Origin of the sequence: Pseudomonas sp. VD-NE ins (genome assembly GCF_031882575.1) — a bacterium.
GTDB classification, from domain to species: domain Bacteria; phylum Pseudomonadota; class Gammaproteobacteria; order Pseudomonadales; family Pseudomonadaceae; genus Aquipseudomonas; species Aquipseudomonas fluorescens_BZ.
This window is the reverse complement of sequence record NZ_CP134772.1, coordinates 5,284,088-5,300,465: the sequence shown is the minus strand read 5'-3', so window position 1 is coordinate 5,300,465 and position 16,378 is coordinate 5,284,088. Positions and strand designations below refer to the sequence as shown.

Here is a 16,378-nt window from a genome sequence, read left to right as displayed (position 1 = left end):
GGGGAGGCGGGTTTGCTTTTAGTGCTGCAGGATTTTCTCGAGGAAGTGTTGCGCGCGCTCGGAGCGGGCGCTGATGTCGCCGAAGAATTCCTCTTTCGGGCAGTCCTCGATGATCTTGCCGGCGTCCATGAAAATCACCCGGTCGGCCACTTTGCGGGCGAAGCCCATTTCGTGGGTTACGCACATCATGGTCATGCCTTCGTGGGCCAGTTGCACCATCACGTCGAGCACTTCGTTGACCATTTCCGGGTCGAGCGCCGAGGTCGGTTCGTCAAACAGCATGACGATCGGGTCCATCGCCAGCGCCCGGGCAATCGCCACACGCTGCTGCTGACCACCGGACAGTTGTCCCGGGTGCTTGTGGGCATGCGCCGACAGGCCAACGCGTTCGAGCAGTTGCAGGCCTTTCTTGGTCGCCTCTTCCTTGCTGCGGCCCAGCACCTTGATCTGCGCGATGGTCAGGTTTTCGGTGATGGTCAGGTGCGGGAACAGTTCGAAATGCTGGAACACCATGCCAACGCGCGAACGCAGTTTCGGCAGGTTGGTCTTCGAGTCGGCAATCGAGGTGCCGTCGACGACGATGTCGCCTTTCTGGAACGGCTCGAGCGCGTTGACGCATTTGATCAGGGTCGACTTACCGGAACCCGACGGGCCGCAGACCACGATCACTTCGCCTTTTTTGACCTCGGTGCTGCAATCAGTCAGCACCTGGAAGTCGCCATACCACTTGTTGATGTTCTTGATAGAGATCATACGGCAAACCTTTTTTGCAGACGCTTGACCAGCAGCGAGGCGGAAAAGCTGATGATGAAGTAGACGACACCGGCGAAGATCAGGAACTCGTTGGAACGACCGATGATGTCGCCGCTGGAGCGGGCGGAGTTGAGGAAGTCCACCAGGCCCACGGTGTAAACCAGCGAGGTGTCCTGAAACAGGATGATCGACTGTTGCAGCAGCAACGGGGTCATCTTGCGGAACGCCTGGGGCAGGATGATCAGACGCATGGTCTGGCCATAGGTCATGCCCATTGCTTGCGCGGCGGCCATCTGGCCTTTGGGGATAGACTGCACACCGGCCCGGACGATTTCGCAGAAGTACGCGGCTTCGAACATCATGAAGGCCACGACGCAGGAGGTGAACGCACCGATTGGCGTGTCTTCACCGGTGATCCAGCGCAGTACGAACGGCACCGCCAGGTAGAACCAGGTGATCACCAGCAGCAGCGGGATCGAACGGAAGTAGTTCACATAAGCGCCGGCCACCCGCGACAGCAGTTTGCTCGACGACAGGCGCATCAGTGCGAGGATGGTCCCCAGCACGATGCCGCCGACCACGCCCATGACCATCAACTGCAAGGTCATGACCATGCCGTTCCACAGGCCCGGAATGGCGGGGATGATGCCGCTGAAATCGAAGTCCATTATTTACCCCCCACGGAGATCAGGCCGGGCACTGCGACTTTCTTCTCGACCATGCGCATCAGCAACATCAGGCTCATGTTCAGGGTGAAGTAGATCAGCGTGGCCAGGGTGAAGGCTTCAAACAGGTTGGCCGAGAACTCAGCGGTCTGTTTGGTTTGCGCCAGCAGTTCCATCAAACCGATCAAGGACGCCACGGAGGAGTTCTTGAAGACGTTGAGGAATTCCGAGGTAAGCGGCGGAATGATGATCCGGTAGGCCTGGGGCAGCAGCACGTTCCAGTAGATCTGCGGCAGTTTGAAGCCCATGGCGCGCGCGGCGGATTCCTGGCCGCGTGGCAGCGCCTGGATGCCGGTGCGTACTTGTTCGCAAACACGGGCGGCGGTGAACAGGCCCAGGCAGACGACAACGCTCAGGTAAGCCGAGGTGGTCGGGTTGAGGTCCTGTTTGTACCAGTCCTGCAGGTTTTGCGGCAGCAGGTCGGGTACCAGGAAGTACCAGATGAACAGCTGCACCAGCAGCGGCACATTACGGAACAGCTCCACGTAGCAGGTGGCGATGCCCGATACGATGCGGTTCGGCACCGTGCGCATGACCCCCAGAATGGAGCCCAGCAGCAAGGCGATGATCCAGGCCACGATGGCGATGGCAATGGTCCAGCCCAAACCGGTGACGTACCAGTCGAGATAAGTCTCGCTGCCGACGCCGGTGGACTTGAAGAACACGCCCCAGTCCCAGTTGTAATTCATTAGGGTCTCCCCTCGAGATCGATCGATGTACAAGCACCCGCTTGGGGAAGATCCTTTCCCGCCTGACGTTGAACGTCAGGCACACGCGATCGGCTCGAAAACCGCCAGGTCGAGTGTTCCACAGTAAAGCCCGCAGGTAGTAACAGACGCCTGAGGGAGAGTGGCCCCCTCAGGCAATAAGGTTAGTCAGGAATCAGATTTTTACGTCAGGCGCCGGCTTGTCGCTCGGGGTGGCGATCAGATCTTTAACCTTGTCGCTCATCGGGAAGTTCAGGTTCAGGCCTTTTGGTGGAATCGGGCTTTCGAACCACTTGCTGTAGATCTTGTTGATTTCGCCAGACTTGTACAGGGCGACGATAGCGTCATCGACAGCTTTCTTGAAGGCCGGGTCGTCTTTGCGAACCATGCACGCGTAGGCTTCGAAGGATTGTGGAGTACCGGTGATGATCCAGTCAGCCGGTTTCTTGGCCTTGGCTTCTTCGCCGGCCAGCAGGGCGTCGTCCATCATGAAGGCAACGGCGCGGCCGCTTTCCAGCATATTGAAGGATTCGCCGTGGTCTTTGGCGGAGATGATGTTCATGCCCATCTGCTTGTCGGCGTTCATCGCTTTGATGATGCGCTCGGACGTGGTGCCAGCGGTGGTCACGACGTTTTTGCCTTTCAGGTCGGCAAAGTCAGCGTAGGACGGCTTGCCATCCTTGTCTTTCTTGACCAGCAGACGGGTGCCGATTTCGAAGATATTGACGGTGAAGTCGACTTGCTGGGCGCGTTCGGCGTTGTTGGTGGTGGAGCCGCACTCGATATCCGCGGTGCCGTTCTGGATCAGCGGGATACGGGTTTGCGAGGTCACCAGGTTGTACTTGACCTGCAGGTCTGGCTTGTTCAGGTCTTTTTTCAGCGCTTCAACGATGGCCACTTGAATGTCGTGGGAGTAGCCCACTGGCTTGCCGGAAGCATCTGCAATGTAGGAAAACGGAATGGAACTGTCGCGGTGAGCGAGCGTGATGGTGCCCGAATCGTTGATCTTCTTCAGGGTGCCGGTGAGTTCGGCGGCGAAAACTGGCGTGCTGATCAGAGCGGCCGCAATGGCTGCGCCCAGGATATGGGGAACGATGCGCATCAAATTTTCCTCGAATTGTTTTTTTTATGGAGCCAGTTCGTCGGCCCTTTTGTGCTTCGAATGCCTGACGGCTCCTGAAGTGTTGGCACAACAGGCATTCGTCGAGAGAGTGTAGAGCATGACTCGTGCCAGACCAGTCGCTGATAGCTAAGTTGATGATTTATAACGTTATTAAAGTTTTGTGGCGGTATTTTTCACCTTGGCTGATCCGGTTAACCGAATCGACCGTGAAGTCGCGTTCGGAAAACCGAACGCAGTGCCTCAGCGCCACACCGGCAGACAATCCAGCACGAACAGCACATGGGACACCGCGCAGATCACCCCGAACAACAGCACCAGGACGATCATCGGCGTGCCGCCCCATACGCGATAGCGCGGGCTGCCAAAGCGCTTGCGCGAAGCGCGTGCCAGCAACGCCGGGGTGATCACCGCCCACAACGTTGCCGCCAACCCGGCAAAACCGATGGCATGCAGAAAGCCTTCCGGCCACAGGAAGCCACCGAGCATTGGCGGCCCGAACGTCACGGCCGCTGTTTGCAGGCGACCGACGGGGCTGTCGTCGAACTTCAGCACATCGGCCAGGTAATCGAACAAACCCAGGGTCACCCCGAGAAATGAACAGGCCACGGCGAAGTTGGAAAAAAACGTCAGCAGCAGATCGACGTTGGCGCTGTTGAGCCGTGCCCCCAAGGCGCTGATCAGCACATCGATGTTACCGCCGCGCTGGGCGATGTCCTTGAACGTGTCGCGGGGAATGTTGCCCATGCTGCACAGCATCCACACCAGATACAGCGCCAGTGCGATCAAGGTGCCGCCGACCAGACAGGCGCGAATCCGCTGCGGGTCCTTGCCGTAATGCTTCATCAGGCTCGGCACGTTGCCGTGAAAACCGAACGAAGTCAGGCAAAAGGGCAGCGTCACCAACAGATAAGGCCAGTAATGCCTGTCGCCGCCGTTCAGATCCAGCAGCGTGGTGCTTTGCACATGGCCGAGCAAACCGCCGAAGGTCAAAAAGAATGCGAGGATTTTTGCCCCGAACACCAGCGTGGTCATGCGACTCACCGCCGTGGTGCTCAGCCAGACAATGAACGCCACCAGCAGCGTGAACCCCAAACCGCCGGCGCGCGATGACCACTCCAGCCCGAAGGATTGCGCGGTGTGATGAATCACTGAGCCGCTGGCGGAAATATAGGCGTACGTCAGGGTGTAGAGGACAAACACAATGCTCAAACCGTTCAAACGGCTCCAGCCCCGGCCGAGCAGATCGCGGGTGATCGTGGAAAAACTCGCGCCTTCGCGGTAGTTGAGATTGGCCTCGAGGATCATCAAGCCCGAGTGCAACGTGCAGAACCAGGCAAACAGCAGCACCGCGATGGAGCCGTAGAACCATAGCCCGGACATGATCACCGGCAGCGAGAACATGCCGGCACCGACGATGGTGCCGCCGATGATCATGGCGCCGCCGAGGATCGACGGCGAACGTTCGACAGCGGGAACGGAGGATATTGAGGTGACGCGCATGGCAAGGCCCGCAATTTGAATTGTTATAGGTGCATCGACGCAGAGCCCCTGTGGGAGCGAGCCTGCTCGCGAATGCGGTCTGGCAGACGAAGTTGATGTCGACTGACACGACGCCTTCGCGAGCAGGCTCGCTCCCACAGGGATCGTGGTTCAGGCGATGTTGAGCAAACGAGCTAACCGTTGAACATTCGCCAGCAAAAAGCTGTCCTGCCCCGGCAACGCATCGAACGACAAACCCACTGGCAACTCACCCGCCGCCGCGACCGGAACGCTGATGCTCGGCGCCGCCAGGTTGCTCGCCGGGTCGGTGTTGCGCACGAAGGTTTCGAAGTTGCTCTCATCCGCGCAAGCGCTGAGCAGTGGCGCGCTGCAAGTGACGGTCGGGTAAGCCAGCAGATCCAGTTGATGGCGGCTGAAGAGGGCGCGGTATTCCTTCTCCAGACGCAGTTTGCTCATCAATGCCTGCACGTAGTCCGTGTAGGAAATCGCCGGACTTTCCAGTTGCGCGGTGAGGATTTTCTTGATCGCCGGGTCGCGAATCTGCGCGAGGATGTCGAGGAACTGTTCGCCGCGTCCTGCTTTCATCAGGAAGCGTGGAAAGTCGATGAAGAACTCGTAGATCGGTAGCGGAAACTGAATGCTCTCGTTGATCTCGCCAATCACTGCATCGTCGACCGGCACGATGATCACGCCACGCGCGGCCAGGCTATCGATGGCCGCGCGGCAAGCACGTTGCACGTTGTCAGCGAGGTCGGCCCAGAGGAAATGCTCGGGAATGCCAATGCGCAACGGCCGGGTTTCAGGCTGATGCAGGCTGCCGGTCAGTTGCGCGTGAACGAACTGACAATCTTCCACGGTGCGGGTCAGCAGGCCCGGGGTGTCTTTGGTTTGCGACACCGGGACGATGCCTTCCACCGGATATACGCCGGTGGTCGGGCGGAACCCGACAATCCCGCAGAACGCCGCCGGGATACGCACCGAGCCACCGGTGTCAGTGCCGACCGCGCACGCCACCAGCCCGGCAGCGACAGCCGCGGCACAACCACCGCTGCTGCCGCCGGCACTGTAGCGTTCGTTGACGGGGTTGATCACGGCGCCATGAGAATGGTTGGCCGAGGTCACGCCAAACGACAATTCGTGCATGTTGTTCTTGCCGACAATCTGCGCGCCCAATTGCCGAAAGCGCTCGACGATGCCGGCATCGGCCTGCGGCACATAGTCGGCCAGCCCGGGCGTGCCGGCGGTGGTCGGCAGGCCGCTGACATTGATGTTGTCCTTGAACGACACCGGCAGGCCATACAGTGCGCTGTCGCGCGCGGCAGCATTTGCCTTGAACGCTGACGGGTCGAAGGTGATGAAACTGTTCAGATGCTGCATCTGCACATGGCGCTCGCGCAGGGCGTGCTGCCAGGTGTCCGGGCAGTGTTGACCACTGCGAAAGCCGTTGACGAGCTGTTCAATTGAAAGCTGGCTGTACATGGATGATTCTCGGCGTGGAAAGGGACTGGTTCAGCAGTAGCGGTACTGCGAGTGCAGGTCGTCGAGCGGGTTGCCGGCAATCAGGTCGCCGCCCAGGCTGCTGATCACCGCGCACGCGCCATTCAGCGCGGTCTGGATCGCGCCTTCGGCCCAGCCGCCAGTGAACGAGGCGCCGCAACCGGCCAGGTACAAACCGGTGTCCTGTTGCGGATCGAGTGCGGTGCGGAACTGATAGAACAGGCGCTCGGAGTAAATATCGTCGCCGGGGAAATTCAGCTTGAAAGCGCCCAGCGCGTGCTTGTCGGTCAGCCAGTCGTATTCCAGAACGTAGCGCTGGTAGTTACCGTCCAGCGGCAGCAGATGGCTGGCAAACTCCGGTGCACTCATCGCCAATTCATCGACCAGACGCAGGCAGCGTTGCACCTTGTCGGTCATCGAAACCATCTTGTGCGAGTCGTCTTCCCAGGTGTAGCTGATCAGCACCACGCCCCAGGAATCCGGATCGTGCGGCGCGTAGTCGAGGCAATACACACCCTTGACCAGGGTGTCGGTCTGGATGTTTTGCGCCAGACCATGTTTGAGCCAGAACTTGTCCTTGGTCAGGATGAACAGCTTGGATGAGCCGACCATGTGCGTTTCATTGATCGCCCGCGCGACGTCGCGATTGACGAAGGCCTGGTTCTGCGTGAGCTTGAGGTTCACTTGCAGGGCGCGGGTCGTGGTGGTGGTGATTACCCGGTCGCAGGCATACGTTTCGCCATTGCTGCCGGCCAGCAGAATTTCGCCGTGCGCACCTTTGTTGATCGATTCGATGCGCGTGCGGCAAATCATGTCGCGTACCTGAATGCCGTTGAACGAGGTGTCGGCAATCCGCTCGGCCAGCGAGGAAATACCGTTGGGCACCAGACGCTGATTGACCTCCAGCGCATTCACCACCAGCCGCAGGATTTCGGTGAACGAGGCGCGGTACACCGACTGGAAACCGCCGGAGCCAATGCCCAGCGAACCGAACAGATGGAAGTCTTCGGGCTTGCGCCACGGCTTGCCGCCCGGCGGTTTTTTGCCGGTGAAGATGCGCACCATGGCCGAGTAAAACGAGCTGTCACCGAAGCAGTCCAGATAGCGTTGCCACTCGGGCTGCACTTCGCAGTAATTGTGCTGCTTGAGCAATTCGGTGATCAGCAGCGGCGGTGCCAGGCACGTGCCGTCATCGAGGGTCACGCCTTCGCTGAGAAAGGCGATCCAGCCCTGGTGAACGGTGCTGAACAATGCCGGCGGTGGTTGCATCGCCGCCCAGTGATGGGCCTCGCCGCGGTAGTGGATTTCGGTGTCGACGACGCCCGGGTCGGGAAACGCCTCGGTGGTCTGGATGCCGAAACGATTGAGGTAATGAAACAGACCGACCTCACTCGGCGGAAAGCGCATGGCGCCCATTTCGGCAATGAATTGCGGCTGCTCTTCGTCAAAACATTGGGTCAGCAGGCGCCCGCCAACATGCTCGGGTTCGGCTTCAAACAGGGTGACGCGACGCGCCCCGGCGCGCAGCAATTCGTAGGCGGCGACCAAACCGCTGAGGCCGGCGCCAACGATGCCGATGTGTTTCTCGGCGCTTTCCGCCGGCAGGTAACCAATGGCTTCATCGGCACTGCGCAGGAACTGGCCGTAGTCATACAGCAGATCGACGTAGGGAAAAGACAGGCACGCGGACGCCTGACTGCAATCATGGGAAATAGGCTTCACAGGGGGGAATTCTCGATCGATCAGATAATGAGCTGCAGGCTTTCAAGGGCGCGTGCGGGGTTGAGCAACAGGATCTTCTTGCCGTGGATTTTCCACGTGCCATCGATGTTGATCAGTTGATGCTCGACGGTCACCGGGTAGTGCCATTCGTTGTCGCCGCGCGCTTCGCAATAGAGCATGTTGGAGCTGGCGAAGGCGTTGAACGAGGCTGCGTCGAGGCTGATGCGCGGGCGCTGGGCGATGTGCAGGCTGCGGCTCTTGGGCTGCTGGGAAAAGTTGCGCGCATTGGCCAGCCGGTTGATCCGCAGCGTGGTCAGAAAACGGTCTTCATACACCAGCGACGATTCGTGCAACGGGCTGACCTGCTCACGGGTCATGGGAATCCAGTAGTGGTAGTCATCGCTGAGCAGTTGCTGCCAGGCGTCGAAATCCTGCTGGTCGAGCAAGTGCAGTTCGGTTTCGATCAGTTGCTCAATGGCGTGGTGATTAGATTGATCGTGTTGCATGGTCGTCCCGCATCAAGTGCTGCCAACTGTTATAGAAATTACGCATGGCCATTTCGCTGGTGCCGGACACCACTTGGGTCTGCGCATAGGATTCGTTCGGGCTGAACAAGCGGGCGACGTTGACCCATTCGTTGGCGTCGCTGCCCAGGCCTTCCATGGCCCGTTCGTACATTTCCACATCGTCGTGGGCGACCATCGAGCACGGCGAGTTGATCAGGTTGTTGTACTGCACAGTCCTTTCCAGCAACTGCACGGGCGCGCCTTGCAGTTCGAAGATCCACGACTCGACGATGGTTTCGCGGGCGCTGACCGGTTTGATCACACGCAAGGTCTGAATCGGTCCCTTGACCATCAGGTTGGGGAAATACACGGTGTTGTGGCGGGTATCGTCGAGGATCGCCCGGGCCTGGTCTTCACCGTAGCTTTCGACCATCTGTTCCCAGTAGCCGGGGATGTCGGTGTACGCCTTGTGAATCGAATTGCTGACGCCGGTATGCCCGTGGCCGTTGGCCCAGACCCGAATGCCCATGCCGGCGAAAAACTCGTAGGAGGCCATGAACGGCGAGAACAGTTCGACCGCCATCGGCGGCTTGCCCTGATCACCGGTTGCCTGCCACAGGCGTATCGCTTCGCCGGCCGAAGATTCGTGGGCGATCATCGGGTGGCAGGTGTCGGTCTGGTTGTCGACGACCATTTTCCAGTTGCAGCGATGGCGGTGCAGCAATGGCTGGCCGATCACTTTCAACTGGCTCTGCGGCGAGCGCATGACCATGTTGTCCAGGGTCGACAGCGACTCACCGAAGAACTCCTCGAAGCCGATGCCTTGTTCCGTCAAACGGACAAACACGAAACCACGATAGTTGTGCACCGCGTTCACCGGGCGCATGCCTTTGTGCGCAGAACAACTGCTGAGGTCGCAGTCGTCGTATTCCTTTTTCACCGGAATGCTCAGCAGCTCGCCGTCAGTCTTGAACGTCCATGCGTGGTACGGACAACGCATGAAGCGGCCGACATTGCCGCGCGCTTCGGCCAGTACTTTCACGCCTTTGTGCGGGCAGCGGTTGTGCAGCACGACGATGGCACCGTTCTTCTGCCGAACCATCGCCAGCGGCTGTTGCGCGAGGGTAGTGGTGAAGTAATCGCCGGTCTCGGGGATCAGGCTGTCGTGACCCAGGTAGCACCAGCTCGCGGCAAACACGCGCTGCTGTTCCTGTTCGAAAAGCGCCTGATCAAGGAACAGAGATTTATGCACTTCTCTGCCATTGAAATAGTTGTCCAACGGGGTGTCCTCTTTCAGATCGCCAGTTTCAGGCGCGGGCTTTTTGCCCGTGAAACGCAGGGATAGATTCGCGCACTGCACGCCGCTTCCTGTTCGCTCATGATGAAATCGCGGTGATCGACTTCGCCTTCCAGTACATCCAGCGCACAAACGCCGCATTCACCGCGACGGCAGTCGTACAGCGGATCGAGTCCGGCCGCCTCCAAGGCTTCGAGCAACGACTGTTGCGGGCCGACATTGACGCTGACGCCGGAGTCGGCCGCCTCGATGACAAAGCCTTGCGCGGCGTCATCGCGGGCAACGTTGAACACTTCCAGATGGATCTGCTCCCGCGCCAGGCCAACGCTTTCGGCGTGGCTGAGTACCGCGCTGAGCATCGCCGCCGGGCCGCAGACATACAGACGGTCATCGGCGGTCAGGTCGGCAAGCACTTCGCTGATCGCCGGGCGACTGCCGGAGAAGTGCAGTTGCAGGCGTTCTTGCAGCTGTTCTTGCAGGTGCCGGGCGTAGACCGCGTCGTCGGCGCTCTTGGCGAAGTAATGCAGGTGCGCAGGGCGGTTCAACGCGTCGAGGTGGCGCAGGATGCCGGTCAGCGGCGTGATGCCGATGCCACCGGCAATCGCGATATCACGTCCGCTGTCAGCGTCGAGCGGGTAGTCGAAGGTGTTCAACGGACCTTCCAGCTCCACGCTGTCGTTTACGGCCAACGCTTGGATGTACTGGCTGCTGGCGGAGTCCGGCGAGAGGCGAATGGCGAAGGTGAACTGGCCATCCGCGACCTCGTCCACATGCACCGTCGAGTAATGCCGACAGTCGTCCAGCCCCGGAATCAGCCATTTGAAGTGCGCACCGGCATGGGTCATGTCCACCAGGGAGGCCGGACCGCTGACGGTGACTTCCTTGATCGACGCCGAGAGCATCCGGCAGTGGGTGACGGTGTATTTCATGCAGGCTTTTCCTGGCTCAACGGTGTTTCGTGCAGGTACAGCCACTGGACGTCGTGGTGCTGGACGCGAAGGATCGCCAGCGAAATACGCGAGGTTTCGCTCTGATTCAGGCGATGGGTTTCCTTGTAGCGCAGGGCCACGGTCGAGCCTTCGTGCCAGACCGTGTGCAGGTCGCTGATCAGAATCTCCAGACCTTTGCGGGCACCGACGGCGCCGCTGAACAGTTGCTCGACTTGCGCCCGACCGACCACGGCAGCCGACGTGGTGACCATGCTGAAGTGTTCGGCGAACACCGCCATCAGCGGCGCGATGGCGTCTGCGCCGGCACCGTCGGCATCGGTGAAGACGCGGTGAATCAGATCGTGCACGTGGTGAATACTGTGTTGCGCTCGTTCAACCAGGTTGTTGTTCATGGCATTCCTTTGGAGGGTTCAATTGACTCATCTGAAACAGCGGGAACAGCCCGACCAGTGCCGCAATCGCGAACGTCGCGTGATAGGCCTGTGTGGTGTCGAACTGCTTGAGCAGCACATTGAAAATCATCAGAAACAGCGCGGCACCGAGGCTGAACGACATCTGCCGATTGATGTTCCAGATCACGCTGGCCTTGTGCGTATCGCCGCCGGCGAAATCCATCAACGAGGTGGTTTGCGCGGTGTTGGCGCCGATGCCGCCACCAATGCCCATCAGGCTGTAAGCGATGACGATCACCCACAGGTCTGTCGGCGCGTTGACCAGCATCAGCGTGGCGATGCCGGCGCTGTGCAGCAGCATGCCGAGGGTGAACAGGCGTTTCGCGCCGACGCGGTTGTAGACCCGGCCGCATATCGTCATCGCAATGAACGCGCCGATGGCGTAGAGGATCATGAACATCCCGGTCAGTCGGGCGCTGAAGTGCAGGGTGTTCTGCAGGAAGAAAATGCTCATCAGGTTGACCCCGGTGAACACGCCGGGAATCGCGTAATAGATGAGGATCGAGGTGCTGAGTTTTTTGCTTTTGAGCAGGCTCAATTCGATGATCGCGTTGCTGCAGCGGCGGTAGTGCCGCAGGTACAGCGCGATGAACAGCAAGCCGGCCGCGACACAGCTCAACGCGGCCAGCGCCGGGTAGTCGCCGCCGTACAGCGACATGCCCATCAGCAGGCTGGCGAGTGCAGCGCTGACCAGCAGCAGGCCTTTGATGTCCGGGCGTGGAAGATCGGTTGGTTTGCTTTCCTTGATCCACAACCACGACAGCCCGGCGGCGATCAACGAGAACGGGATGTTGCTGTAGAACACCCAACGCCAGGAGCTGCTGTCGACGATGATGCCGCCGACCGTCGGCGAAATGGCCGGGGCAATCAGCGCGACAGCCATCACCAGAGTGGATATTTTCGCCCGCTGCTCGCCCTGAAACAGATTGAAGGTCAGCGCCTGACCGACCGGAATCAACAGCCCGCCACCGACGCCCTGAACGAAACGCCAGATCACCAGTTCATGGAAGCTGTCGGCCATGCCGCACATCCACACAGAGCCGGTGAACACCAGCATCGAAGCGGTGAGAATCTCGCGACTGCCAAAACGCCCGGCCAGCCAGGTGCTGACCGGAATAATCAGGGTCAGGCCCAGAATATAAGCATTGGCGACCCACGCCACCGATGAAGTACTCACCTGTAAAGTTGCCGATATACTGGGCAATGCCACAGCCGACATAAATATGTTTATACAGTCAATAAAAAAGCCGATCAAAAAGATCAGCGCAATCTTATAGCGATAGTTCATGTTGTATCCCCTTTGCCGCGCAGCATAGGGGCGATGGACTTGAAGTGTCGATACGACTATGCTTAAAACAATGTTTGACAGGATTTAACAGTGAGCCATAGCGCCATGCATTCTCATCTTAATCGGGTTCAGACGTTCCTCGCGGTGGTCGACTTTGGTTCTTATACCAAAGCTGCAAACTACCTGAGTATCAGCAAAGCCATGGCCAGCCTGCATGTCAAGGCGCTGGAAGAGGTTTTGTCGGCGACGCTGTTGATCCGCAATACCCGCAATATATCGCTGACCGAAATAGGTCAGGAGTTTTATGAAGAGTTCAAGGGTATTGTCGCGGACATCGACAATGCCTTTGATAATGTCCTCAAAGGTAATAATCGGGTATCCGGAAAGTTACGGATTAGTTCAACCAGTGAATACGGTGAAAAGTATATTCTGCCGTTGATCCCACTGTTCTCCGAGCGTTATCCGGAAATTCGCCTGTGCTACAACTTCAACTCTTCGTTGAATGATCTGGTGGCGGAGAAGCTTGATCTGGTGATCCGTCTGGGCAACTTGGCGGATTCGGCATTCAAGAGTCGCAAGTTGGCCGATTATGAAATCGTGCTGGTGGCCAGCGAGGCATTTCTCGCCCGGCATACGGTGCGGGAACCGCAGGATCTGAACAGCGTGCCATGGATCGCCAACAGCAATTTGCAGGCGCCGACCCAGTGGACATTGCGCCATGGGCAAGGGCAGAGCGTTGAGGTCGGCGGCACCAGCCACTTCGAATCGAACTCGTCGACGGCGATTCGCTCGATGACGTTGTCTTCGCTGGGCGTGTCGGTTCTGCCGGCGTGGGTGGTGGCCGATGACATTGCTGCCGGGCATCTGGTGCGCTTGCTGCCGGAGTATTCGTTGCCTTCGCAGTCGATCAATGTGGTATTTCCGAACACCCCGCATCTGCCGCACAAGTCGCGGGCGTTTATCGATTTTCTGTTGTTGCATCTGGCGCAGTGATAACGGCCCAAAAGCCCCTCACCCTAACCCTCTCCCAGTGGGAGAGGGGACTGATCGTGTCGTCCTTGCGAGTGATGCCGACCTGAAATATCGAGTCGACCTCAGAATTTGAAAAGTCCCCGATCGGCTCTCCCTTTCCCTGCGCGGTATTTGAACGAGCCCCGATCGGCTCCCTTTCCCCCTCGCCCCCCTTGGGGGGAGAGGGCTGGGGTGAGGGGGGCTGGATCTTGCGGGCACAACAAAAAGCCCCTGAATCTCACAACTCAGGGGCTTTCGTTCAAGCGACGTTCCGAAGATCAGGCCGCTTCGATCTTGCGGTTCTGTTCAACCTTGCCCAGATACGCCGCCAGTTTTTCCTGCTCTGCCGGCGTAGTGAACAAACCGAGTTTGCTGCGGCGCCAGAGAATGTCGTGGGCAGTGGTTGCCCATTCTTCGCTGCACAGGTAATCGACTTCACGGGTGTAGAGCCCGCCGCCGAGGTGTTCGCCCATGTCGGCCAGGGTTTCCACGCCTTCGAGCATGCGCCAGGTGCGGCTGCCGTAGGTGGTGGACCAGCGACGAGCGATCTCGGTCGGCACGAAGTCGAACTTGTCGCGAATCTGCGCGCACAAGGCTTGCGGGGTGGTCATGTCTTCGCCACCGGGCAGTGTGGCGGTGGCGGTCCAGCTCGGGCGCATCTGGGTGAAGAACGGCAGCAACTGCGCCATCGCCGACTCGGCGAGTTTGCGGTAGGTGGTCAGCTTGCCGCCGAACACCGACAACAGTGGTGCTTCCTCAGTGCTGCCTGACAAGGCCAGGGTGTAATCGCGGGTGACGGCCGACGGGTTGTCGGATTCGTCGTTGCACAGTGGGCGTACGCCCGAGTAGCTGTGCTGGATGTCGTCGCGGCTGATCTGCTGCTTGAAGTGCGCATTGACCACTTTCAGCAGGTAATCGGTTTCGCCGTCGGTGATCGCCACTTTCGCCGGATCGCCGGTGTATTCACGGTCGGTGGTGCCGATCAGAGTGAAGTGGTTGAGGTACGGAATGGTGAAAACGATGCGTTGATCTTCGTTTTGCAGAATGTGCGCGTGATCGCCTTCGTACAGCTTCGGCACGATGATGTGGCTGCCCTGAATCAGACGGATGCCGTACGGCGATTCCATCTTCAGGTCGTCACGAATGAACTTGGCGACCCACGGGCCGGCGGCGTTCACCAGCGCTTTGGCGGTGATCGAAAACAGGCTGCCGTCGGCACGTTCCAGGTTCAGGTGCCACAAGCCTTTGGCGCGGCGGGCGCTGACGCAACGGGTCTGGGTGTGCACGTGGGCGCCTTTTTCGCGAGCGGCCATGGCATTCAGAACCACGAGACGGGCGTCGTCGACCCAGCAGTCGGAATACTCGAAGCCTTTCTTGATTTCGCTTTTAAGCGCGCTGTCGGCACCGAACTTCAGGCTTTTCGAACCTGGCAGTTTTTCGCGCTTGCCGAGGTTGTCATACAGGAACAGGCCCGCACGGATCATCCACGCCGGGCGCAGGTGCGGACGGTGCGGCAGCACGAAACGCATCGGTTTGACGATGTGCGGCGCCTTGGCCAGCAGCACTTCGCGTTCGGCCAGCGCTTCACGCACCAGACGGAATTCGTAATGTTCGAGGTAGCGCAGGCCACCGTGGATCAGCTTGCTGCTGGCCGACGAGGTGTGGCTGGCCAGATCATCTTTTTCACAAAGGAACACCGAAAGCCCGCGACCGGCGGCATCCGCTGCGATCCCCACGCCATTGATCCCGCCGCCAATAACGGCGATGTCGTAGATCTCGGAGATTGGGGGCGTACGCAAGGTAGAGGTGGACATCGGCTGGCCTCGGGTTCTTTTGATTTTCTATATTGGAAATCGAACATGAATGTTCATTTGCGAAAATGGTAGCCCATAAACACGCGCGCAGCCAGTCACGTTCGATTGAAAAAACTCATCGAAGGGCGGGGAAAGGAAAAAATACGAACATTAAGAGCAAAAAAGATCGCAGCCTCCGGCAGCTCCTACAGGTCAAGTGAACCTATGTAGGAGCTGCCGAAGGCTGCGATCTTTTGATCTTGAGGGTTTTTAAACCACTTCGAGGCGAATCTTGTGCTGACTCAACAACTGTGCCAGCGCCGGCACCGGCTGCTGATCGGTTACAAGGCAATCAATCAAGCTGATCGGCCCCAACCGGATCATCGCGTTACGCCCGAACTTGCTCGAATCCGCCGCCAGAATCACCTGTCGTGCATTGGCAATGATCGCCTGCGAAACCCGCACTTCCTGATAATCAAAGTCGAGCAAACTGCCGTCTTCATCAATACCGCTAATCCCGACCAGGGCGAAATCAACCTTGAACTGATTGATGAAATCCACGCTCGCTTGACCGACCACACCGCCGTCACGACGCACATTGCCGCCGGTCAGCAGCACATCGAAATCATCCTTGGCACTGAGCATCGACGCTACGTGCAGGTTGTTGGTGATGATTTTCAGGTGATTGTGATTGAGCAGGGCGCGGGCAATCGATTCGGTGGTCGTGCCGATATTGATGAACAGCGAGGCGTGATCGGGAATCTGTGCGGCGATGGCTTCACCGATGCGTTGTTTTTCATCGCGCATCTGGTCGGCGCGCATCGCATAGGCAGTGTTTTCGACGCTGGAATCGTAGGCAGCACCGCCATGGTAGCGACGCAGCAGATTGGCTTCCGCGAGCTGATTGATATCGCGGCGGATGGTTTGCGGGGTAACAACGAACAGCGTGGCCATTTCCTCGATGCTCACATAGCCGCGTTCGCGGACCAGCTCGAGGATTTGCTGCTGACGGGGAGGCAGATTCATGGGGCTTCCTTTGGGCTGCCGTGCAAAA

General features: G+C 59.0%; 15 protein-coding genes. 1 reads left to right on the top strand and 14 read right to left on the bottom strand.

Annotation, left to right across the window (positions count from 1 at the left end; all coding sequences use genetic code 11):
* Positions 1-18 precede the first annotated feature (18 nt).
* The 12 genes from RMV17_RS23610 to RMV17_RS23555 all read right to left on the bottom strand — a co-directional run bounded on the left by RMV17_RS23610 (position 19) and on the right by RMV17_RS23555 (position 12,520).
* Positions 19-753 (bottom strand): amino acid ABC transporter ATP-binding protein, encoded by a 735-nt coding sequence (locus tag RMV17_RS23610; protein ID WP_007963947.1) that lies wholly within the window; start codon positions 751-753, stop codon positions 19-21.
* A complete protein-coding gene (locus tag RMV17_RS23605; RefSeq protein ID WP_003227756.1) occupies positions 750-1,421 on the bottom strand; it encodes an amino acid ABC transporter permease in 672 nt (223 codons plus the stop codon). The genes RMV17_RS23610 and RMV17_RS23605 overlap by 4 nt, the downstream gene beginning before the upstream one ends.
* A complete protein-coding gene (locus RMV17_RS23600) occupies positions 1,421-2,167 on the bottom strand; it encodes an amino acid ABC transporter permease (protein ID WP_016986630.1) in 747 nt (248 codons plus the stop codon). Before RMV17_RS23600 ends, RMV17_RS23605 begins: the two co-directional genes overlap by 1 nt.
* Before the next feature lie 193 nt (positions 2,168-2,360).
* On the bottom strand, positions 2,361-3,287 hold the full coding sequence (locus tag RMV17_RS23595) for a glutamate/aspartate ABC transporter substrate-binding protein (protein WP_008079434.1): 927 nt from the start codon (positions 3,285-3,287) through the stop codon (positions 2,361-2,363).
* A 261-nt stretch (positions 3,288-3,548) separates the two neighbouring features.
* A complete protein-coding gene (gene mtr, locus RMV17_RS23590) occupies positions 3,549-4,808 on the bottom strand; it encodes a tryptophan permease (protein ID WP_311882929.1) in 1,260 nt (419 codons plus the stop codon).
* A 150-nt stretch (positions 4,809-4,958) separates the two neighbouring features.
* On the bottom strand, positions 4,959-6,287 hold the full coding sequence (locus tag RMV17_RS23585) for an amidase family protein (protein ID WP_311882927.1): 1,329 nt from the start codon (positions 6,285-6,287) through the stop codon (positions 4,959-4,961).
* Between the two features lie 30 nt (positions 6,288-6,317).
* A complete protein-coding gene (locus RMV17_RS23580) occupies positions 6,318-8,027 on the bottom strand; it encodes an FAD-dependent oxidoreductase (protein ID WP_311882925.1) in 1,710 nt (569 codons plus the stop codon).
* A gap of 20 nt (positions 8,028-8,047) precedes the next feature.
* Positions 8,048-8,533 (bottom strand): aromatic-ring-hydroxylating dioxygenase subunit beta, encoded by a 486-nt coding sequence (locus RMV17_RS23575; protein WP_034153521.1) that lies wholly within the window; start codon positions 8,531-8,533, stop codon positions 8,048-8,050.
* A complete protein-coding gene (locus RMV17_RS23570) occupies positions 8,514-9,812 on the bottom strand; it encodes a Rieske 2Fe-2S domain-containing protein (RefSeq protein ID WP_311882922.1) in 1,299 nt (432 codons plus the stop codon). The genes RMV17_RS23575 and RMV17_RS23570 overlap by 20 nt, the downstream gene beginning before the upstream one ends.
* A gap of 14 nt (positions 9,813-9,826) precedes the next feature.
* Positions 9,827-10,759, bottom strand: coding sequence for an iron-sulfur cluster-binding domain-containing protein (locus RMV17_RS23565; RefSeq protein ID WP_311882920.1), 933 nt, complete (start codon positions 10,757-10,759; stop codon positions 9,827-9,829).
* Entirely contained in the window at positions 10,756-11,172 is a 417-nt protein-coding gene (locus RMV17_RS23560) for a DUF4440 domain-containing protein (RefSeq protein WP_311882918.1), read from the bottom strand. The genes RMV17_RS23565 and RMV17_RS23560 overlap by 4 nt, the downstream gene beginning before the upstream one ends.
* Positions 11,153-12,520: an MFS transporter gene (locus tag RMV17_RS23555; RefSeq protein WP_311882917.1), complete on the bottom strand. Its 1,368-nt coding sequence runs from the start codon at positions 12,518-12,520 to the stop codon at positions 11,153-11,155. Before RMV17_RS23555 ends, RMV17_RS23560 begins: the two co-directional genes overlap by 20 nt.
* Before the next feature lie 105 nt (positions 12,521-12,625).
* On the opposite strand from RMV17_RS23555, the gene RMV17_RS23550 reads away from it, so the two are divergent.
* Positions 12,626-13,513 carry a LysR family transcriptional regulator gene (locus tag RMV17_RS23550; protein ID WP_311882915.1) on the top strand — a complete coding sequence of 296 codons (888 nt, stop codon included), beginning with the start codon at positions 12,626-12,628 and terminating at the stop codon, positions 13,511-13,513.
* Positions 13,514-13,809: 296 nt separating this feature from the next.
* Here the strand turns inward: RMV17_RS23550 and glpD are convergent, their stop codons facing one another.
* Positions 13,810-15,345, bottom strand: coding sequence for a glycerol-3-phosphate dehydrogenase (glpD, locus tag RMV17_RS23545; RefSeq protein ID WP_034153515.1), 1,536 nt, complete (start codon positions 15,343-15,345; stop codon positions 13,810-13,812).
* A gap of 249 nt (positions 15,346-15,594) precedes the next feature.
* Entirely contained in the window at positions 15,595-16,350 is a 756-nt protein-coding gene (locus RMV17_RS23540; RefSeq protein WP_007916700.1) for a DeoR/GlpR family transcriptional regulator, read from the bottom strand.
* Positions 16,351-16,378: the final 28 nt, after the last annotated feature.